This window comes from Paucisalibacillus globulus (assembly GCF_900184735.1).
GTDB classification, from domain to species: Bacteria; Bacillota; Bacilli; order Bacillales; family Amphibacillaceae; genus Ornithinibacillus; species Ornithinibacillus globulus_B.
Map to the genome: position 1 here is coordinate 15,035 of NZ_LT855386.1, position 20,360 is coordinate 35,394.

General features: G+C 35.2%; 18 protein-coding genes. 3 read left to right on the plus strand and 15 right to left on the minus strand.

Features of this window, described 5'->3' with window-relative positions; genetic code table 11:
- Positions 1-12: 12 nt before the first annotated feature.
- The 13 genes from BN999_RS02225 to BN999_RS02285 form a co-directional block, all read right to left on the minus strand.
- A complete protein-coding gene (locus BN999_RS02225) occupies positions 13-3,630 on the minus strand; it encodes a dynamin family protein (protein WP_176481851.1) in 3,618 nt (1,205 codons plus the stop codon).
- A gap of 181 nt (positions 3,631-3,811) precedes the next feature.
- The gene (locus BN999_RS02230) at positions 3,812-4,285 is read right to left on the minus strand and encodes a CBS domain-containing protein (RefSeq protein ID WP_096269773.1); all 474 of its coding nucleotides are present in this window, start codon (positions 4,283-4,285) and stop codon (positions 3,812-3,814) included.
- A gap of 33 nt (positions 4,286-4,318) precedes the next feature.
- Positions 4,319-4,777: a flavin reductase family protein gene (locus tag BN999_RS02235; RefSeq protein ID WP_096269774.1), complete on the minus strand. Its 459-nt coding sequence runs from the start codon at positions 4,775-4,777 to the stop codon at positions 4,319-4,321.
- A 264-nt stretch (positions 4,778-5,041) separates the two neighbouring features.
- Positions 5,042-6,571 carry an acyl-CoA carboxylase subunit beta gene (locus tag BN999_RS02240; protein WP_096269775.1) on the minus strand — a complete coding sequence of 510 codons (1,530 nt, stop codon included), beginning with the start codon at positions 6,569-6,571 and terminating at the stop codon, positions 5,042-5,044.
- A gap of 22 nt (positions 6,572-6,593) precedes the next feature.
- Entirely contained in the window at positions 6,594-7,373 is a 780-nt protein-coding gene (locus tag BN999_RS02245) for an enoyl-CoA hydratase (RefSeq protein ID WP_096269776.1), read from the minus strand.
- Positions 7,374-7,403: 30 nt separating this feature from the next.
- Positions 7,404-7,622 carry an acetyl-CoA carboxylase biotin carboxyl carrier protein subunit gene (locus tag BN999_RS02250; RefSeq protein ID WP_176481884.1) on the minus strand — a complete coding sequence of 73 codons (219 nt, stop codon included), beginning with the start codon at positions 7,620-7,622 and terminating at the stop codon, positions 7,404-7,406.
- An 18-nt stretch (positions 7,623-7,640) separates the two neighbouring features.
- Complete coding sequence (locus BN999_RS02255; protein WP_096269778.1) at positions 7,641-8,990, minus strand: acetyl-CoA carboxylase biotin carboxylase subunit; 1,350 nt, start codon at positions 8,988-8,990, stop codon at positions 7,641-7,643.
- 39 nt (positions 8,991-9,029) lie between these two features.
- The gene (locus BN999_RS02260) at positions 9,030-10,172 is read right to left on the minus strand and encodes an acyl-CoA dehydrogenase family protein (RefSeq protein ID WP_096269779.1); all 1,143 of its coding nucleotides are present in this window, start codon (positions 10,170-10,172) and stop codon (positions 9,030-9,032) included.
- 108 nt (positions 10,173-10,280) lie between these two features.
- Entirely contained in the window at positions 10,281-10,853 is a 573-nt protein-coding gene (locus tag BN999_RS02265) for a TetR/AcrR family transcriptional regulator (protein WP_096269780.1), read from the minus strand.
- Positions 10,854-10,928: 75 nt separating this feature from the next.
- Positions 10,929-11,711, minus strand: a complete 783-nt coding sequence (locus BN999_RS02270) for a class I SAM-dependent methyltransferase (protein ID WP_096269781.1) — start codon at positions 11,709-11,711, stop codon at positions 10,929-10,931.
- A gap of 623 nt (positions 11,712-12,334) precedes the next feature.
- Positions 12,335-14,785 (minus strand): DNA topoisomerase IV subunit A, encoded by a 2,451-nt coding sequence (gene parC, locus BN999_RS02275; protein WP_096269782.1) that lies wholly within the window; start codon positions 14,783-14,785, stop codon positions 12,335-12,337.
- A gap of 36 nt (positions 14,786-14,821) precedes the next feature.
- Positions 14,822-16,774 (minus strand): DNA topoisomerase IV subunit B, encoded by a 1,953-nt coding sequence (gene parE / locus BN999_RS02280; RefSeq protein WP_096269783.1) that lies wholly within the window; start codon positions 16,772-16,774, stop codon positions 14,822-14,824.
- Positions 16,775-17,033: 259 nt separating this feature from the next.
- Complete coding sequence (locus tag BN999_RS02285; RefSeq protein ID WP_096269784.1) at positions 17,034-17,456, minus strand: CoA-binding protein; 423 nt, start codon at positions 17,454-17,456, stop codon at positions 17,034-17,036.
- A 255-nt stretch (positions 17,457-17,711) separates the two neighbouring features.
- Between BN999_RS02285 and plsY the strand changes: the two genes are divergently transcribed.
- The 3 genes from plsY to yidD all read left to right on the plus strand — a co-directional run bounded on the left by plsY (position 17,712) and on the right by yidD (position 19,550).
- Positions 17,712-18,293 (plus strand): glycerol-3-phosphate 1-O-acyltransferase PlsY, encoded by a 582-nt coding sequence (gene plsY, locus BN999_RS02290; RefSeq protein WP_096269785.1) that lies wholly within the window; start codon positions 17,712-17,714, stop codon positions 18,291-18,293.
- Positions 18,294-18,377: 84 nt separating this feature from the next.
- Positions 18,378-19,292 carry a GTP cyclohydrolase FolE2 gene (gene folE2, locus BN999_RS02295; protein WP_096269786.1) on the plus strand — a complete coding sequence of 305 codons (915 nt, stop codon included), beginning with the start codon at positions 18,378-18,380 and terminating at the stop codon, positions 19,290-19,292.
- A gap of 21 nt (positions 19,293-19,313) precedes the next feature.
- On the plus strand, positions 19,314-19,550 hold the full coding sequence (yidD, locus tag BN999_RS02300; protein ID WP_096269787.1) for a membrane protein insertion efficiency factor YidD: 237 nt from the start codon (positions 19,314-19,316) through the stop codon (positions 19,548-19,550).
- Between the two features lie 17 nt (positions 19,551-19,567).
- Here yidD and BN999_RS02305 read toward each other — a convergent pair whose 3' ends face one another.
- Positions 19,568-19,867 carry a hypothetical protein gene (locus BN999_RS02305; RefSeq protein WP_096269788.1) on the minus strand — a complete coding sequence of 100 codons (300 nt, stop codon included), beginning with the start codon at positions 19,865-19,867 and terminating at the stop codon, positions 19,568-19,570.
- Positions 19,867-20,292, minus strand: coding sequence for an acyl-CoA thioesterase (locus tag BN999_RS02310; RefSeq protein WP_096269789.1), 426 nt, complete (start codon positions 20,290-20,292; stop codon positions 19,867-19,869). Before BN999_RS02310 ends, BN999_RS02305 begins: the two co-directional genes overlap by 1 nt.
- Between the last annotated feature and the right edge of the window lie 68 nt (positions 20,293-20,360).

The following is a 20,360-nucleotide window of genomic DNA, read 5'->3' on the forward strand; positions in this document are numbered from 1 at the left end:
ATTCCACGTCCTCTATTGTATATTTTTCATTATTTGTTTCAATTCATTTTCCTTGTTATCCAAAATATTCATGTCAATCGGATCTTCTAACACAGCTAGGCTGTTCAATACATATTGTTTAATTTCGTGTTGAATATCCTGTATGTTTTGATTAACTAAGGACTCCCATTGCTGACTATAAGCATCAGACATAATTAATTTAGTTTGTTCAGTAAATCGTTGTATTTCGGGCTCTATAATCTGATACATTACATCTTTCATTTTTTCCTTGTCATTTTTTTCAAAAAATGATTTAGTACCTTTAAAATATGAGAAAGCTTGTTTAAACAAACTAATATCTAGATCCTGAAGTGGTTGTATATATTCAGGCGTTGATAATTCTACACTTTGAAATGTTGGAAGAGAAAAATCATGATCAACTTCACTGATTTTCTCTTTATATACTTGCATCCACTCTACGTTTTGTTCATGTATATAAGCTTCGATTCGAAGTGAAACTGCTCGTGCTTCTTGTAATAGTTCATAGCCACAATAATCTAATAAGTCCCTGGTGTTTCTCTCAACTTGGGCTATGGCTTTACGACCGGATTCCGTAATAGTTGTAGGGTTGAATTTGTCCTTAAACATATCGTGAAAACGAATGCCAATTCTTTCAACCACATAGTGCAACTGCTTTGAAATCTTTTGGTGGACCCGTTCATTATATGTTCTATCGTCACCAGAATCAACCGTATTTAGTAATTTGTCTTTTCTTTCCATTAATTCCTGTTTATACTTGGATTTTTCCTGTTCATTCAAGCTAGATTTTTGCTTAAATTGCTCGAGTAATTGCATTGTCCTATTTAACTCATGAACTGCTGATTTGACTGCTAGTTTAGACAGGTCTTTCTCTAAAAACGTATAGAAATCTTCTTCAAACTTGTGTATTTGATCGTTAACTTGTTTCTTTTCTTGTTTTTCAGCTAAGGATCTTTTACTTGAAATAGGATACAATCTTGGGTTACGAATCCCTAACTTACTTAGTTGTTCATTCACATAATTAACTACAAGATTTAATTCTGTATTATCTTGGGCAAGATCTGAAGCATTAATTATAAAAAACATTTTATCAAGTTGGAAAGCTTCTTTTACTCGACCTAATTGCATCACAAAATCCTTGTCAGCCTTTGTAATGGCATGATTATAATAGGTTACATATAGAATAGCATCCGCATTTTTAATGTAATCAAATGCTACGTTTGTATGTCTAGCATTAACTGAATCAGCCCCTGGAGTATCTACCAAAGTAATACCTTTTTGTGTGATAGAACAGTCATAATACAAGTCAATAGATTCTACAAAACAAGCCTTGGATTCATCCGTAACATATGCATCGAAATCCTCTAATTGGATTGTTTTACTTTTGCCAATAAGCTCTTTATGATCATCATAACCATTTAATACCGCTTGTAAGTAGCTTTGGAACATATTACTTAATTCATCACTGTATTGAATATTATGTTGATTAATCCAATCTACCAAACTCCCGATATCATCATTTATTGGCGGTGAAAAGTGTTTAAGGATATTACCTAAATCCTGTAGTAAAGTTTTTTGATCTTTTAAATGAATTACTACCGTTCCGTGCTCATTTTCTTCTGTTACTGGAGTAATCCGATTAATAACAGCAGTTGTAGGATTTGGTGAGGAGGGTAAAATCCCTTCACCAATTAAAGCATTGGCAAATGATGATTTGCCTGCACTGAATGCACCAAATAATGCAATAGTTAATTGGCGATTTGATAGTCTATCTTTTCGAGTAGTTAATTCGGAAACCAAAGACTCAAAAGCAGGCATATCTTCCAATACTTTTACCGTATCATGTATGGCGTGAACAACTCGTTGCACAGTTGGTATATCTTCTTTTTCTACTTCTCTTTCATTGGTATGTTTATCGGTTACTGTTTTCTTTACAACATCAACTTTGGACACAGTTTTAGCTTTTTTAATTAAAACTTTTTCTATTTTTTTCTGGAGTATCTTTTCAGTTTCAACAGTAAACACCGGTCTGTGAAGTTGATCTTTAATCCTGTGTATTTGCTTCTGATATTTTTCCTCTAAAGCTTGGTATTCCTCATTTACTTTTACAAGTTCATTATAAGTTTTAAGTTCCTCTTTATATTCCGATTGCTTTTGTTCAGATTTATGTTCAATGACATCTATAATAGCGTTGAGAGTATCCCGAGCAACTTTTCGGTATTTGTTTTTTATTGCATTTGCAAGGTCATTCGTATAGTTCAACACAGAATCACCATTAACTTGAGCGCCTTTTTTTATGTTTGCAAGTAAATCTACTTCGTTAATTGAAACCGATAACTGTTGTACGGTAGCATAAAGTTCCTGTTCCGTAATGGAATAAGAGCGTAATCGTTCGGCAAACTTTTCTCTTAGCTTCCATTCAATGCTAGCATGCATGCTTTCTCTCACACTGGATAAAAAGTCTTCAAGCCTTTTTACCTTCTCTTCTTCGGTCTTTCTCTTTGCAGCAATAAATCCGATTTTAAAATCTTTTTGTTGTGATTCTAGAAAACTTAATGCCTTATCCCGTACATTTGCTGGCATTAAATAAGCATTTTTTAATGTGTGATCTAAATCACCCATATAATCGTTCTGAAAATCACTTGACATGTTTTCTAAGGATTCAAGTGAATGTTGTATCGTAGCTACTTTCTCCAGTAGATTTTCATCCGTTTGATTTTCAAGTGAGAGGTTTCCAATATCTTCTTCATGCTTCTCATATAAAAAACGTTTATGATCAGCAATTACGTTTTGCACTGATAAATCTAATCGCTGAATTCTCTCGTCGGTAAATAAACTTTGAATCTTACTTTTAATTAGCTGGAATTGGTTATGTGTAGCATCTAGTTTTATTAACGATGAATAATAAATTGCTTCAGGTGAAATCCCCCATTGGTCAAACGTTTGTTTGACACTATTTTCAAATGATTGAAAGGTTAATTCGCATTCATTATGTTTATCAATCTGATTAATAATAATATAAAATGGTATTTTCATAGATTGAATGTTCTTTAGGAACTTCATATTTAATTCAGATTGGACATGGTTATAATCCATCACATAAAATAATACATCAACTAAATGTAGGGATGACTCTGTTATAATTCGATCTGTGTCATCTGCAGCATCAATACCAGGAGTATCGATAATGGTACAATTTTCTGGAATAATTTGCTTGCTTGAGCTAATTTCGATTTGAGTGATTGTATCTTTATCTTTTGCATACTCCTTAATCATGTCTAAATCATAAGGTTCGTCGTATTCAATTGGAGCATCATGTCGGAAGAATATTCTAGCAACGCCCTCGCCAGAAGTTAATTTGACAATATTAGCACTGGTTGGAATAGGACTTTTTGGTAAGATATCACTACCTAATAAAGCGTTGATGATAGATGATTTCCCTGCTGAAAAATGCCCAGTAAAACTTATAATGAATTCATCTGATCGTTTTTTCTTATATAAATCAATTATCTTTTCTGCGTTTATGTCATCCCCATGTTCTTTCATAACATGATAAATTCCAGTTAGATTATCATAATCTAGCACAGAGATATTCTGTTTAGTTGCCTTCACGTGAAATAAACCCCTTTGTTTCAACATAATATCTTTATTATAGCGCATAGTTAAGGCTTATTACTACCCTGTTTACACTATGTCAGTTGATTTCAAGCAGAATGCTGCACTCGGGTAGAATTACACCAACTATTAGAATTAATAATGTCAGATGCAGAAAAAAGAAAAAACTTCCCAAAACTTAAGGAGTTTTTTCTTTATTTATAATTTCCATGGTAATATGACGCAGTAAATCTCCTCTACTGATTACCCCTACTACTTTATCCTCCCTATCTAGAACGGGAATTTTCTTAAAATGGTGTCTAGAAAAGATAGCTAAGGCAGTATCTAAATCACTATCGGGTTTAACTGTCTTTATATCCTTTGTTTTCATTAGGTTTGACACGTTCTTTTCCAAGGAATATCCTAATTTATCCGTTAATTTTTCTTGTTCATTCACCATTACTATGGCAAACATATCGAACACAGTTCTACTATTCGGCTTTAAATAACGGATAACATCTCCATCACTTATCATACCAACTAACTTATTTTCCTTACTTACTACAGGTACACCACCAATTTTATGTGTTACTAAAATTTCGAGTAATTCTCTAATTGTTGTTCCTTCCGTTACAGTAATTACATCTTGAATCATAAAATCTCGAACCTTCATAAATTTCACCAACTTACTTGTAGGTTTCTTTTCTTATTTTAAATAACGATATTTACCATTAAAAAAGATTATTGGTTCCACTTCTCTTGTAGTGTACTGTGTCACTTCTCCAATATATACGATATGATCCCCCGCTTTTAAAGAATTAACAATGCGACAAGATAGTGCTGCTAATGCTTCTTGTAAAACGGGTACACCATCTAAGCTAATAAATGGGATCTGTTCCTTAGACTCCACTTGTTTCGCAAATATTTTAGAGAAATCTTTTTGATTACTCGATAAGATACTTATTCCAAACTCATTTACTTCACCTAATTTACTATACATCTTTGCCTTTTCATCAATAGAAATGGCGATTAATTTAGGGGATAGCGATACAGACATAAATGCATTAACAGTCATAGCCATTATTTCATTGTTATATTCTAATGAAACAACAGTAATTCCCGTAGCAAATCTTCCCATTGCATTACGAAATTGTCTTTCTTCCATTTACTCCCCCCTCTTTCACTTTTTTTTCCTATTTATAGCATAACTCGAATACTAGAAGTTATGAAATTTTATTTAGTTTACATAATATAATTATGGTTAACATAATTATATTCTTTTACTTAATTATATGAAATAAGAGCAATTTGGTTAGATATCCACTTTTTAGTCCATGCTTTGCTAAACCGAATCGTAGTAAATTTTTCATTTATGAATACAAAAAAGAAATCTCAGACAGGAATTCAGTTCCCGTCTGAGATCTTATTATTACACAGGATATACACCATGTTTACGTTCAGTAAATAAAACATTTTTTGCTTCATAGATTCGGTATCGTTCTACTAATTCTTTCCTTAAATTATTTGGTTCCACTATTGCATCAATAACCATTTCACTTGCTAGTCGATATATATCGATATCATCACGATATTCATCTTGTTTTTGTTTAATAAATGAAGCTCGTTCTTCTTCTGGTAATTCAGCTATTTTATTAGCGTAAACAGCATTAACAGCCGCTTCTGGCCCCATAACCGCAATTTGTGCTGTTGGTAAAGCGATGACAGCATCAGGTTCAAATGCAGGGCCAGCCATAGCATAAAGTCCTGCACCATATGCTTTACGAACGATGACAGATATTTTTGGAACAGTAGCTTCACTCATCGCGGCAAGCATCTTGGCACCATGGCGAATAATACCTGCTCTTTCTACTTTCGTACCAATCATAAATCCAGGAACGTCCATTAGGAATAGTAATGGAATATTAAATGCATCACATAATTGAATAAACTTAGCTGCTTTATCAGCTGAATCCGGGAAAAGAACTCCACCTTTCATTCTTGGCTGATTTGCTATAATACCAACAGATTTTCCATTTATTCTAGAAAGACCTGTTATCAGTTCTGGCGCAAATTTCTTTTTGATTTCACAGAAACTATCTTCATCAATTATTCTATTGATGAAATCATGCATGTTGAATGGTGCATTTTGATTTTCTGGTATAATGTCTTCGATTGACTTTTCAAATTCCTTCACTTCTTTTGATTCGTATGCTCTTGGTTTTTCTCTAAAGTTCTTTGGGAAATACGATAGATAATTTCGTGCGTAACTTATCGCGTCAGGCTCGGTTTTCACTAAAACGTCACCAACTCCAGATACAGAGCAATGCATTTTAGCTCCTCCCATTTCTTCAAGTGTAACTTTCTCACCAATAACTTTCTCTGCCATTCTTGGAGACCCAAGATACATCGATGCATTACCGTCAACCATGACAACGATATCACAAAATGCCGGAATATATGCTCCACCAGCAGCAGAAGGTCCAAATAGTAAGCAGATTTGTGGTACACGCCCAGAGAGTTTGATTTGATTATGGAAAATCCGCCCCGCTCCTCTTCTTCCAGGAAACATCTCAATTTGGTCCGTAATTCTCGCACCTGCGGAATCAACTAAATAAAGAATCGGTAATTCTAACGTAAGCGCAGTTTCTTGAATACGAAGGATCTTTTCAACCGTTCTTTTCCCCCATGAACCTGCCTTTACCGTAGAATCATTCGCCATGACACAGACATCTTGGCCATTAATTTTACCAATACCGGTAACTACACCATCTGATGGTAATGAATCATCCATACAATTAGCAAAAAATGCATCTTCTATGTCTATACCTTCATCAAATAAAAGTTCTAAACGTTTGCGAACAAATAATTTCCCTTTTTCTTCATTCTTCTGATGGTATTTTATTTGTCCGCCTTTTTCTATATGCTGTACTCTCTTTTGTAGTTCTTCTATATATGACATGTTGTACTACCTCCTTACAGGGTTAATTTCCGTGGTAAACTGGAGTTCGTTTCTCTTTAAATGCTTCAAGTCCTTCCAAACGATCGTTTGTTTTAATAGTTTCTTTATAGCATAAATGTTCAATTTCTAAAGCTGTAGATAAATCTGTTTGCATTCCTTGATTTATTGCCATTTTTGCTTGACGTAAAGCAATAGGACCATTCTTAGCAATTGACTTCGCAACGTCAATTGCATAATGTAGTAGCTCCTCCTTAGGTACTATTTCTTCTACTAATCCTATGGATAGTGCATCCGACGCTGAAATGGCTTTTGCTGAAAAAATTAATTGTTTAGCACGACCAACCCCTATTAATCGAGGTAAGCGTTGTGTACCACCAGCACCGGGAATGATGGCTAAAGATGTTTCAGTTAATCCCAACTTGGCCGAGTCAGCTGCAATTCGAATGTCGCATCCTAGAGCTAGCTCCAATCCACCGCCAAATGCTACACCGTTTATCGCCGCGATAACAGGTACTTTTATGGACTCCACAGCAAGTACTGATTTTCCAATATACCTGACTGCATCCACTACTTGTTCATCATCCATGCCCTTACGTTCTTTTAAATCAGCACCTGCACAAAATGCTTTATCACCAGAACCAGTGATAATAACACAATTTATTTGTTTATTACTGCTCAATTCTTCCACTGTAGAATTCAAATCATCTAGTAATGCTTTTGACATGGCATTAGCAGCCTCAGGTCTATTTAACGTAATTAAGGCTACATATTCACCGATAAATTTTAAATCTACTAAGTTCATAGAAACCTCCTAAAATTATAGCTTCTTATATTACGATTCAATAATAGCGATAACGTCTCCTTCGTTTACAAAGTCACCTTCAGCAACTTTAATTTCTTTAACAACCCCAGCTTCTTCCGCTGCAATTGGGATTTCCATTTTCATAGATTCTAAAATGACGATATCTTGGTCTTCCTCAACTGTGTCTCCTTCAGCTACGACAATTTTCCAAACGTTACCTGCCATCATTGCTTTTACTTCTTCCATTATTTCTCCTCCTCAAGTCTTCTACTTTTTAACTGGCTTAAAATGCTCTTCAATAAATTTAGTTGTAGTATTACCAGAAGCAAATTCTGGATGAGTGGCAATTTCGAGAAGTAGTGGAACATTTGTTTTTATTCCTTCTACTTTGGTACTTGTTAATGTTTCTATTAATAATTCAATTGCCGCTTCTCGTGAACTTCCTTTTACTATCAACTTACTAATCATCGGATCATAAAAAGGTGTCACTTGAAAGTTACTAGTTACGGCAGATTCCAAACGAATATTCTGCCCACTTGGAACTTCGAAAGTGGTAATATGTCCAGGTGATGGGAAGAACGTTTTCGGATCTTCCGCATAAATTCGTGCTTCAATAGCATGACCATTAATGGTTAAGTCTTCTTGATTAAATGTTAATTCTTTTCCATTAGCAATATTAAATTGTTCTTCAACAATGTCAATTCCAGTAATCTCTTCGGTCACAGGGTGTTCCACTTGAATTCTTGTGTTCATTTCTAGAAAATAAAAATTTTCATTCTTATCAACTAGAAATTCAATAGTACCGGCATTAGTGTATCCGAGAGCAAGTGCTGCACTAACTGCTGCATTACCCATCTTTGTTCTTGTTGTTTCTGAAATAAACGGTGAAGGGGCTTCTTCTATGACCTTTTGATTTCTTCGTTGGATTGAGCACTCTCGTTCAAACAAGTGAACAACATTACCATGAGTGTCTGCCAATAATTGAATTTCAATATGTCTAGCATCATCAATTTTTTTCTCCAAAAAAATAGCGCCATCGCCAAAGAATGTCTCAGCACGCTTTGCGTTGTTTTGAAATGCTTTTAATAATTCATCATCATTAGTTACAACCTGCATACCTATTCCACCACCGCCAGCGGAAGCTTTAAGCATGATAGGATAACCAATCTGGTTCGCAAATTCTACCGCTTCCTCAGCAGTTGGTATTGCTTCTTCAGTACCAGGAACAATCGGCACATTAGCCAGTTTCATAGCTTTTCTTGCTTCGATTTTACTTCCCATTTTATCCATTACTTTACTAGTAGGTCCGATAAACGTAAGTCCTACTGCTTCACATTTTTCTGCAAAGCTAGCATTCTCACTTAGAAATCCATATCCAGGGTGGATAGCATCAACTCCAGCTTCATTTGCAATAGAAAGGATTTTATCCACATTTAGATAGCTTTCATTAACACGTGCTGGCCCTAATAAATAACTTTCGTCAGCCATGTTTACAAATGGCGCACTGGCATCTGCTTCTGAATATACAGCCACTGTATGAATCCCCATTTTTTTACAAGTTCTAATAACCCTTGCAGCTATTTCCCCACGATTTGCAATTAATACCTTTGAAATCATTACTTCTCTCCTTTTCTTATAGGAAATCTGACGTCTATTCTAGCAACCTAATTGTCTAGCAATTACAAGTCTTTGAATTTCGGATGTACCTTCACCGATCTCTAATAATTTGGCATCACGCAAATATCTTTCTACCTCGTATTCACGCATATACCCATATCCACCGTGGATTTGGATAGCCTGGTTTGCAGCTCGGAACGCTGTTTCCGTAGCAAATAACTTGGCATAAGCAGATTCTTTCGTAAACGGCTTATCATTATCTTTTAACCATGCAGACTTATAAACCATATTTCTAGCTAATTCTACTTCCATCGCGATATCAGCCAGCTTGAACTGGATGGCCTGAAAATCAGAAATTGATTTTCCAAATTGTTTTCTTTCTTTTGCATATTGTAGCGATTTTTCTAATGAAGCTTGTGCAATACCTAACCCCAGAGCTGCAATAGAAATTCTCCCACCATCTAATGTATACAAGAATTGGCTAAAGCCTTTTTTCTCGTCACCTAATAGATTTGTCTTTGGAACCCGAACATTATCTAGTACAATTTCTGCAGTATCTGAACCTCTTACGCCCATCTTGTCATAATTGCTTGTGATAGTAACTCCCTTAGCATCAGTTGGCACAATAATCGCGGAAATAATATTCTTACCTTTTTCATTTTTACCTGTTACCGCAGTTACAATTAGTGTCTTGGCAAAACTAGCATTGGTAATAAAGCATTTTTCACCGTTAATAATAAAATCATCACCATCAACTACTGCTGTTGTTTTTGTACCTCCTGCATCAGATCCTGCATTGGGCTCGGTTAAACCAAAAGAACCTAACGCTTTCCCTGAAGCTAATGGGGTTAGGAATTCTTTCTTTTGCTCTTCTGTTCCAAAATAGTAGATAGGACTAGCACCCAAGGAAACCGCTGCTGCATAACTTAAGCCCGTACTTCCACATACACGTCCGATTTCTTCTACAGCAATAGCATAGGATAGTGTATCGCCACCAGCCCCACCATATTCTTCAGGGAATGGAATCCCCAAAAGGCCAAGCTCGCCCATCTGCTCAAATATATCTAATGGAAATTTCGCCTCTGTATCAATCTCAATTGCTCTAGGTCGAATTACTTCCTCTGCAAAATCCCTTACCATTTTTCGGATCATTGTTTGTTCCTTCGTTAAATTAAAATCCATAATTTACCCTCCTAGATAAGACCGACTGGTTGGTCTGTTTTTAGCTTAAAAAATATAGCTTGTGATAAAGCTATTACTCTAAGTTTTTACAAATATAGCGCTTTCATATTAGTTATTTAAAATTGAACGCATAATCAAATCTACGTAAATATCACCAATTTCCTCAATTGATTTCTCTCCTGACTTTTTATACCATTTATACGTCCAATTCACCATTCCGAGTATTGCCATACCTGTAATTTCTTCTGACAAATCCTCTCTAAAATCCCCACTTGTTTTTCCTTCGTGGATCGTATCAATAATAATATTTTTGAACTGGTCTCGCTTTTTCTTTATCAATTCTTCGTAATCTGCCTTTAAGTAAACATTTTCTTGGTAAAATACTGAAATATGAGGTTTATACAAATCAAAGACCTGCACAAAACTTTTAATGATTTCTTGTAGTTTCTTTGTTGGAGAGTCATAGGTGTTTTTTGCTATGTAGGCTTTTTCAAGCACATACGTAATAAACGTATCATGAATCACAAATAATAATTCGTCCTTAGATGTGAAATGATGGTAGAATCCTCCTTTAGAGGTTCCAGTACTTTCAACAATTTGATTAACGGTTACACCATGGAAACCATGTTTTTCAAACAAAAGTAAGGCTGAATGGATGATTTTGTCTCTTAAATTCGTCACAAGTCCTCCTTTCCTTATTACCTATTTTAGCTTATCATAATTTTCGTAAAATAGTAAAGGTAAATTTAATTCAGTTTATACTTCTATTACACCGTAATGAGTCGAGGAGGATTGTCTTTTATACTGTGTAAAACCAAACCGTGTAAATCTATCACTCTTCCAGTGGTCCTTTAGCACAACTCGAGCTCTAGCCACTCGTTTTGCTTCTTGTATTAATTCATCAGAAATAGTAGTTCTTAATGCATGCTCCTTAATTATATTTATGCCATTAGAGGTGTCAATAGACTCTTGAAACATGGGGTCTAAATAAACGACATCAAAAGAATCTGTGTCACAATTCTTTAGAAAATGTAAATTATCTTGATGAATAACATCAATTCTTCTCATCGCAGCATCTACAATTTCATTTCCACTCGAAAAAGAAACTAAACCTGCATGGGTTAAGAAATAAAGAAGGGGATTCCCTTCAATACCAGTTACCTTACCATTTGGGCCAACAATTAGGCTTGCAATAACACTATCAGATGCCAGTCCTAGTGTACAATCAAGAAAAGACATTCCTTCTTTAAGCTTAGCTATCGAAATTAGTGGTTCCTGCCCACCCTTTCCTCCATTGATGATTCGTTTTGCTCTAATCAATGCTAAATTTGGATGGTAGAACATTTCCTCTTCGCTATTAAGAGGAGATATAACGATTCTATCATTTTCTACAATAACAACATCATCTCGATATTTTTTCTTCAGCGTTTGAATGGATACTCCAAGTCTTTCTTTATAAGGTAGGCTATAATCATTAGCAAATTTCTTTGCTTTTCTCACAATTTTACTAGTCGACTTACCAGGTGTTGTAATAATCATAAAATCTTCCCATCTAACTTTCTGTAATATCACAAATTACTAAATTATACCTATATCCGTGTTCATATGCATTTTAGAAAACTTTATTCGTAAAGTTTTGTACATTATATCTTCTGTATTTGTTAGAAACTGTGCGATAACTAGTTTAATTACAACAGAATTAGTTATTGGATAAGCTGTACGACACCGCTCCGGCAGAATACTCCGCTTTCCGCGGGCCCGGCCTCAGCCTCCTCGAGGAAAGTTCACCTCTGCGGGGTCTTCGGACACGTGCTTTTCCCGCAGGAGTCTCCGTATTCTACCTGCGCTAGTTTGGATTTCTAATCAGAGTTAGAAATTAAATTACGTTTTTGATCTTATGTAATATTTTTTCCATTCTATACTAGCGAAGGAAATACACGGAGACTCCTGCGGGAGGATAGGCATCGGTGAGACCCCTAAAGAAGTAAGCGCGAGGAGGCTCACCAGCCGCTCAGCGAGTGCGGAGTGTATTTCCGTAGCGGGAATGATGCACTATCTAAAATCATTAGTTACCGCACATTTTCTATCAAGTGCATGAGTATACAATCTTTTAATAACAATTTTTACAAAAAGCAGACTGTTTGGTAACAGTCTGCCTTATTTTAATCTAGTGTTGGGTCAAATGGTTTCTCATAGTTTACTTCTTTCCAAACTTCCACTACTTCTCCTTGTGTGTCTGAATCAATAACAAATGAACCATTGCTATAACGATCACTATTAGATAAGTCTAGCGGTAAGAAATGATGTCTTTCACCTTTTGTTGTTGAGAAACAAATTGTATCATTCTTATAAGTAGCAAAGAAACCAACAATACGATGTGGTTTATTTTTAAGCTCTCGCAACATGAGTAAACCACGTTTTGCTCTACTTGATTTTTCAAACTCTCTCAGTTTCATGCGTTTACATGCTCCGCGTTGTGTTACAACAACTAAAGAAGGCTCTGAAAGGTCATCAAATACCTGACCTCCAACAACATATTCTCCTTCTTTTAATTGTATTGCTTTAACTCCAGTAGCTCTTTGTCCAACAACAGGTACTTCTGATTCATGGTACCATAGTCCATAACCTTTGTTTGATGCAATAAATAAGTCAGAGTAACCTTTTGTTTGGCATACACTAATTACTTCATCATCGTTTTTAAGATTTAGTGCTATAAGTGCTTTAGAATGACGTTGTGCCTCATAAATCTTCAATTCACTTCGTTTTACCATTCCATTTTTAGTAAAGAATACTAGGAATTCTCCTTCTTTAAATTCCCGAACAGGTAATATTTGAAGGATATACTCATCCTTATCGATTTGGACAATATTTGATACATGCTGTCCGATGTCTTTCCACCGAATATCTGGTAGTTCATGTACTGGTAAGTACAGATATTTACCTTTATTAGTAAAGAGTAGGATCTTATCTGTAGTGTTTGCTTCAATTAAACCGACAAGGTGGTCTTCTTCTTTGATAGCAAAGTCCTCACCATTAGAGGCAGCGTAAGAACGGAGACTTGTCCGTTTAACATAGCCATCTCTAGTAACAGAGATTAATACATCTTCACTTGCTACAGTTACTTCAATATCAATTTTCAATTCTTCAATTTTTTCTTCAATCATTGTTCTGCGACGTTCAGAGAATTGTTTTTTCATCTGTTTTAAATCGTTTTTTATCGTTTCTAATAGTTTCTCTTCGCTGGCTAAAATAGATTCTAGCTCTTTAATTTTATCCCGTAATTCTTCAGCTTCAGCCTCAAGGAGAGTAACATCGGTATTAGTCAAACGATATAGCTGTAACATAACAATGGCTTCTGCTTGTCTTTCTGTAAATCCATATTTTTCGATGATTTGTTTTTTCGCATCCTGCTTGTCCTTTGATGCTCGGATGGTAGCAACTAATTCATCTAAAATGGAAATTGCTTTGATTAACCCTTCCACAATATGTGAACGATCTTTTGCTTGTTTTAAATCAAATTTTGTGGATCTGGTTACCACTTCTTTTTGATGTCCAATATAAGCATCAAGCATTGCTGTTAAAGATAAAAGTTTAGGTGTTCTATCTAGTATCGCAACCATATTGAAATGATAAGTTACCTGTAAATCAGTATTTTTATATAGATAATTTAAAACCCCTTCACTGTTTACATCTTTTTTGAGTTCAATGACGATCCGTAATCCAGTTCTATCTGTTTCATCACGGACTTCCGCAATACCTTCTACTTTGCGATCAAAACGAAGTTCATCAATTTTTTTAACAAGTAACGCTTTATTAACTTCGAATGGAATTTCATCAATGACAATCTGCTCACGATTTCCACGTAAAGGTTCAACTGTAGCCTTCCCTCGAACCACAATTTTACCTTTACCCGTTTCATAAGCCTTCTTGATTTCCTCAACACCTTGAATGATTCCACCAGTTGGAAAATCTGGGCCTTTAATAACTTTCATTAATTCTTCTATTGTGATTTCTGGATTATCGATACGTTTTATCACACCATCAATTACTTCACCAAGATTATGCGGTGGAATATCAGTAGCGTAACCAGCAGAAATACCTGTTGTTCCATTAACTAAAAGGTTTGGGAACTTTGCAGGCAATACAACTGGCTCGAAATCTGTATCATCAAAGTTGGGCATGAAATCAACTGTCTCTTTATTGAGATCTCGTAGTAACTCCGATGATATTTTGGACAATCTTGCTTCTGTATAACGCATCGCAGCAGGTGGGTCGCCATCCATACTTCCGTTATTCCCGTGCATTTCAATAAGTACATTACGCATCTTCCAATCCTGACTCAAGCGTACCATTGCTTCGTATACGGATGAATCACCATGTGGGTGGTAATTACCGATAACATTACCAACAGTTTTAGCAGATTTACGGAAGTGTTTATCATGTGTGTTCTTTTCACGGAACATGGAATAAAGAATCCTACGTTGAACTGGCTTTAAACCATCTCGTGCATCTGGAATAGCACGGTCTTGAATTATATATTTACTATATCTACCAAATCGATCACCGATTACTTCTTCTAATGGAAGATCGAGAAATTTTTCTGACTGTGTCAAGTCATTTCCCCCTTCTCTTTCTATTCAACTCTCTATTTAAGATTGTATTTTCTCGTTCTCTAGTATGTTTGTTTCATCATCAAGTCCAAAAGCAACGTTAGACTCTATCCATTTTCTTCTAGGTTCTACCTTATCGCCCATTAATGTGGTCACACGTCTTTCTGCACGAGCAATATCATCAATTGTTACTCGTATTAAGGTTCTAGACTCTGGATTCATCGTCGTATCCCATAATTGGTCTGCATTCATTTCTCCAAGACCTTTATAGCGCTGGATAATATACCCATTTTTGAACTTATTAACTGCAGCACGCATCTCTTCATCATCCCATGCGTAAACTATCTGCTCTTTTTTACCTTGTCCCTTAGAAATCTTATATAAAGGTGGTAATGCAATATAGATTTTTCCAGCCTCAATTAAAGGTCTCATGTAACGATAGAAGAATGTTAATAATAATACCTGTATATGAGCACCATCTGTGTCAGCATCTGTCATGATAATAATTTTGTCGTAGCTAGCGTCTTCTAATGTAAATTCAGGACCAATTCCTGCCCCAATAGTGTGAATGATAGTTGAAATCTCTTCATTTTTAAATACATCTTGAAGCTTAGCCTTTTCCGTATTAATAACTTTACCCCTTAATGGTAAAACAGCCTGGAATTTACGATCCCTTCCCTGTTTAGCAGATCCTCCTGCAGAATCCCCCTCCACTAGATATAGCTCATTTTTGTCAGGGTTTTTTGATTGTGCAGGTGTTAATTTACCACTAAGGATGGTATCCTTTCTACGTTTCTTTTTACCAGTTCTTGCATCATCACGTGCTTTCCGTGCCGCTTCACGTGCTTCTTTTGCTTTTATTGCCTTTTTAACTAACAAGCCAGATACATCAGGGTTTTCCTCAAGGAAGAAATTAAGCTTTTCAGACACTACCGCATCAACTGCGGAACGAGCTTCAGATGTTCCTAACTTCCCCTTCGTTTGACCTTCAAATTGCAATTTTTCTTCTGGGATTCTTACCGAAACAATTGCCGTTAATCCCTCACGAATATCTGTACCTTCGAGGTTTTTATCTTTTTCTTTGAGAGCGTTTGTTCTTCTTGCATAATCATTAAAGATTCTTGTAATGGCTGATTTAGCACCGGATTCATGTGTACCACCATCCTTCGTACGAACATGGTTTACAAAGGAAAGCATATTCTCTGAGAAGCCATCATTAAATTGAAATGCAAATTCAACTTCAAGTTCTTGTTGTTCTCCATCAAATGACACTACCTCATGAAGGGTGTCTTTATCCTCATTAAGATAATGTACAAATGATTTTAATCCATCAGGATATTCATATACTTCAGTTTCTTCCGTTCGTTCATCTATTAGTTCGATACGAAGTCCCTTTAATAAAAATGCAGCTTCTCGCAATCGTTCAGAGATTGTTTCATAGCTAAAGACATTCGTTGAGAAAATAGATGCATCTGGTTTAAAGTGGATCGTACTACCTGCTTTTCTTGTAGTCCCAATCTTTTTGATTGTTCCAACAGGATTACCACCATTTTCGAATCGTAAGAAATATGATTCACCATCACGATGGGATGTTACTTCTAACCACTCTGATAGTGCATTTACTACGGATGCACCTACACCATGTAGTCCTCCACTTGTTTTATAACCACCTTGTCCGAATTTACCACCGGCATGGAGCACTGTAAAAATAACCTCCATGGTTGACTTTCCTGAGCTATGTTTCCCAGTAGGGATACCTCTTCCGCTATCCTCAACAGAGATACTGTTATCATTATGTATTTTTACTTTAATAACATTTCCGTAGCCAGCTAAAGCCTCATCTACTGCGTTATCGACAATTTCAAATACAAGATGATGTAAACCTCGATGATCAGTACTTCCTATATACATTCCTGGTCTTTTTCTAACTGCTTCAAGTCCTTCAAGAACTTGAATCGAATCATCAGAATAATGTAATGGTGTCTTGTCCAATTCCGTTATCTCCCTTCACCAATTATTCAATTTTTGTCATATTTTATATAGTAGAACAGGTGTTTGTTTTTGTAAAGTCACTTATAATTACCAAAACAGCATCCTAATTAGTATACTACAAGATATTTTGAAATGTATAGAAGTTCTATAATACCTCTACTAATTATGTGTAGGTAATTGTAAAATAACTAACTTAAATTTGTAAAAGGATGACAGATGCCATCCTTTTTTACTAAATATTGAAATTAATTTCTAAGAATTAACTTTTTTTACTTTTAAGAAGTACAGCGTGAGCCACTTTAATACACAAATCCATGATGACTGTAAAACCCTTATCGTTGAGATACCGATATGCTTCTTCGTTGACAATCCCTTGTTGAGCCCAAAAGACCTTGCAATCAGTCATAGCTGCTTCCTTAGCGATTTCTGGTAGATATTCTGGTCTTCTAAATACATTAATAATATCAATTGGTTCTTCAATATCTTGTAAAGATTGGTATGATTTCTCCCCCAACACCTCATTTACCGTTGGATTTACTGGAATAATACGATAGCCACTATCTTGCATTATTTTAGAAATTTGGTAAGATGTTCTTTCCGGATTATCTGATAGACCGACTACAGCAATGGTTTTTGCGGTTTCTAACACTTCTTTTATTTGATCGTTTGATGGATTCTTCATGTTTAGTTTTCACCTCATTAATTGATATACTTAATACTAGTTTAACATGATATCTGAATTTAAATCAGTATTATACCTTTATCCATTCCAAGCGCTAAATATAAAAAATATTTTATTGTTCCTAAGAACTTGTATATAATCTTCTTATTAAGGTAATATCCTAATAAAATTGGTACCTTATCTTAATAGTTCGTGATAAAATGGATAGAGAATACATATTGTTAAGTAAATAATGAATGAAAGTAGGAAATTTATATGGAATATGTTCTATTGGCCATAATTGCTTATCTGTTGGGATCAATACCTTCAGCTCTAATTGTTGGGAAGGTTGGCTATAACATTGATATTCGCCAGCATGGGAGTGGTAATTTAGGTGGCACTAATACATTTCGTGTGTTAGGTGTTAAGGCTGGTATTATCGTAACATTGGCAGATATTTTGAAAGGAACATTAGCAACATTAATGCCAGTATTCTTTGATATTGATGTATATCAACTTGCAATTGGTATCTTTGCTGTGTTAGGTCATACTTACCCAATATTTGCACGCTTTAAAGGTGGTAAGGCAGTTGCAACCTCTGGTGGTATTATCCTCGGAGTTAACCCAATTTTATTTGTTGTAATGGTTGTTACATTCTTACTATCATTAAAAATATCTAAATACGTATCACTTTCTTCCATGATCACAGGAGTAATTTCATTTATTGTTTCCATCTTTTTTGGTGATATTGGACTAATGATTGTGGTCGGGGCATTAACGTTATTTGTTATATATCGACATATTGCTAACATAAAACGAATTATTAACAAAACTGAACCAAAAATCAAATGGATGTAGAAGCGGTATAATTGAAATAAAATGTGTTGTTGGCTTATACTTTGATATGAGACAAGTCTTGCAGTGAAGAAAGGGATAACAAACATGAATTCAAATCATATATCGCTAAAAAGTCTACCTACAAAGGAAGAAAGACATAAATTATTTGGTTCTGTTGAACCTGGTCCGAAACATAAGCCAGTTGAGAAAGAAAAAATGACTGACCTTCAAAATTTACAGAAGGATTTTCTCTTTGAGCTAGATGCTGTTGGGATCACAAATGTAAAGCATCCAATCTTAATTCATAGTATGAATGAGCCAAAGAAACAAACAAGTATTGCATCTTTCACCTTTACATCTAGTATTAAGCAATCAAGTAAAGGAACTAATATGAGTCGTTTTATGGAGCAATTAGCTGATTATAGTAAAAATGGCTTCCTCATTGAGATTTCTGTATTAAAAGAGTTTACAAAAGATTTAGCTGACCGTTTAGGGCAAAGTGATGCAACAATTGAATTAACATTCCCTTGGTTTTATGAGCGTAAGGGACCGAGTAGTGGTTTAACTGGACTTAACCATGCCGATTTAACTATAAAAATATCATATAACGAAAACTTCGGTTACCAAATCCGTGTTGGCATGTCCGTACTTGTTACAACACTCTGTCCTTGCTCAAAAGAAATAAGTGAATATAGCGCACATAATCAACGGGGCAATGTATCAATAGAGGTTGCTCTATCAGATAGTTTTAATGAAGAAGAAGATTGGAAATATGCATTACTAGAAGCTGCTGAAAGTAATGCAAGTTCTAGACTACACCCAATTCTAAAACGTCCTGACGAAAAAATGGTTACAGAAGAAGCATATGAAAACCCACGATTTGTCGAAGATATGGCGCGGTTAGTGGCAGCAGATCTATATGAATTACCTTATGTTAAAAGCTTTTCTGTTACATGCCAGAATGAAGAATCTATTCATATGCATGATGCAATTGCAACAATACGTTATGATAAAAACTAAAATTAATGAGAAGGTTATTTCATGAAATACATTTTTATCGGACTAATCAAATTTTACCGGAATGCTATTAGTCCATTTACACCTTCAACATGTCGATTCCATCCCACTTGTTCCGAATATGGATTAGAGGCAATTAGAAAGTTCGGAGCTATTAAAGGTGGATATTTAACAATTAAACGGATAAGTAAATGTCATCCATTTCATCCGGGTGGTGTCGATTATGTACCTGAAAAGAAAGAAAAAAGGCGCTCAAGATAGCTTTCTTGAGCGCTAACTTATAGGCCAAATCTTATTATTTGATCCCATTTCCCTTCTTTTGTTAACACTTCTTTTTGTTTTTCTCCAAATAAATCATAATGTGGATATTTTTTATCAAGGTGTATCCAATTTGGTTCAAGTTCATATTGTTTTCCCCATTCAATAAGAATATTAATATTATTGCAGCCTACCTTTGTAACGGTTGTGCATCCAGGAAAACGATCATCTAACCAGTAATGTGTTAAGAATGCAAGTTCTCCACTCTCCACTTTAGTTTTCCAGCTATGAATTTCTTCCCTTTTCAAACCAAATGCCATTATACTTCACCTTCGATTTGTTGCATATATATTTCATGCCATTCAGGAAATGTTCTTCGTAATGACAACGGTCTAAAACTATCTTTATTTACGATAACATGCTTGGTACTTCCAGATACTCTAACTTCCTCATTATCGTCCATTACCTTGTATCCATAAACTGTTCTAAGTCCATCATAGTGTTCAATCCAAGTTTCAACGTAGACCTTCTCACCGTATTTAACTGGTTTCTTAAATGAAATCTGGGCATCCACAACTGGTGAAACAACATTGTTCTTTTCCATATCTACATAGCTTAAACCGAGATATTCAATGAACTTAGTTCGTCCTATTTCAAACCAAACCAAATAATTTGCATGGTATACAACGCCCATTTGATCCGTTTCTTGATATCTAACTTCGATTGGAACTTTTACGTTTTTCAATTATAACTCCTCCTTACTTTCCAATCTAAGTTTATCTCAGTTTTTTACATTCAAAGATTAATAAAGCA

Excerpts from the sequence above, each read along its gene's own strand:
- BN999_RS02230 (WP_096269773.1), bottom strand. The coding sequence starts at position 4,285 with ATGAAGGTTCGAGATTTTATGATTCAAGATGTAATTACTGTAACGGAA.
- BN999_RS02235 (WP_096269774.1), bottom strand. The coding sequence starts at position 4,777 with ATGGAAGAAAGACAATTTCGTAATGCAATGGGAAGATTTGCTACGGGA.
- BN999_RS02240 (WP_096269775.1), bottom strand. The coding sequence starts at position 6,571 with ATGTCATATATAGAAGAACTACAAAAGAGAGTACAGCATATAGAAAAA.
- BN999_RS02245 (WP_096269776.1), bottom strand. The coding sequence starts at position 7,373 with ATGAACTTAGTAGATTTAAAATTTATCGGTGAATATGTAGCCTTAATT.
- BN999_RS02255 (WP_096269778.1), bottom strand. The coding sequence starts at position 8,990 with ATGATTTCAAAGGTATTAATTGCAAATCGTGGGGAAATAGCTGCAAGG.
- BN999_RS02260 (WP_096269779.1), bottom strand. The coding sequence starts at position 10,172 with ATGGATTTTAATTTAACGAAGGAACAAACAATGATCCGAAAAATGGTA.
- BN999_RS02270 (WP_096269781.1), bottom strand. The coding sequence starts at position 11,711 with ATGATTATTACAACACCTGGTAAGTCGACTAGTAAAATTGTGAGAAAA.
- BN999_RS02285 (WP_096269784.1), bottom strand. The coding sequence starts at position 17,456 with ATGAAGAATCCATCAAACGATCAAATAAAAGAAGTGTTAGAAACCGCA.
- plsY (WP_096269785.1), top strand. The coding sequence starts at position 17,712 with ATGGAATATGTTCTATTGGCCATAATTGCTTATCTGTTGGGATCAATA.
- folE2 (WP_096269786.1), top strand. The coding sequence starts at position 18,378 with ATGAATTCAAATCATATATCGCTAAAAAGTCTACCTACAAAGGAAGAA.
- yidD (WP_096269787.1), top strand. The coding sequence starts at position 19,314 with ATGAAATACATTTTTATCGGACTAATCAAATTTTACCGGAATGCTATT.
- BN999_RS02305 (WP_096269788.1), bottom strand. The coding sequence starts at position 19,867 with ATGGCATTTGGTTTGAAAAGGGAAGAAATTCATAGCTGGAAAACTAAA.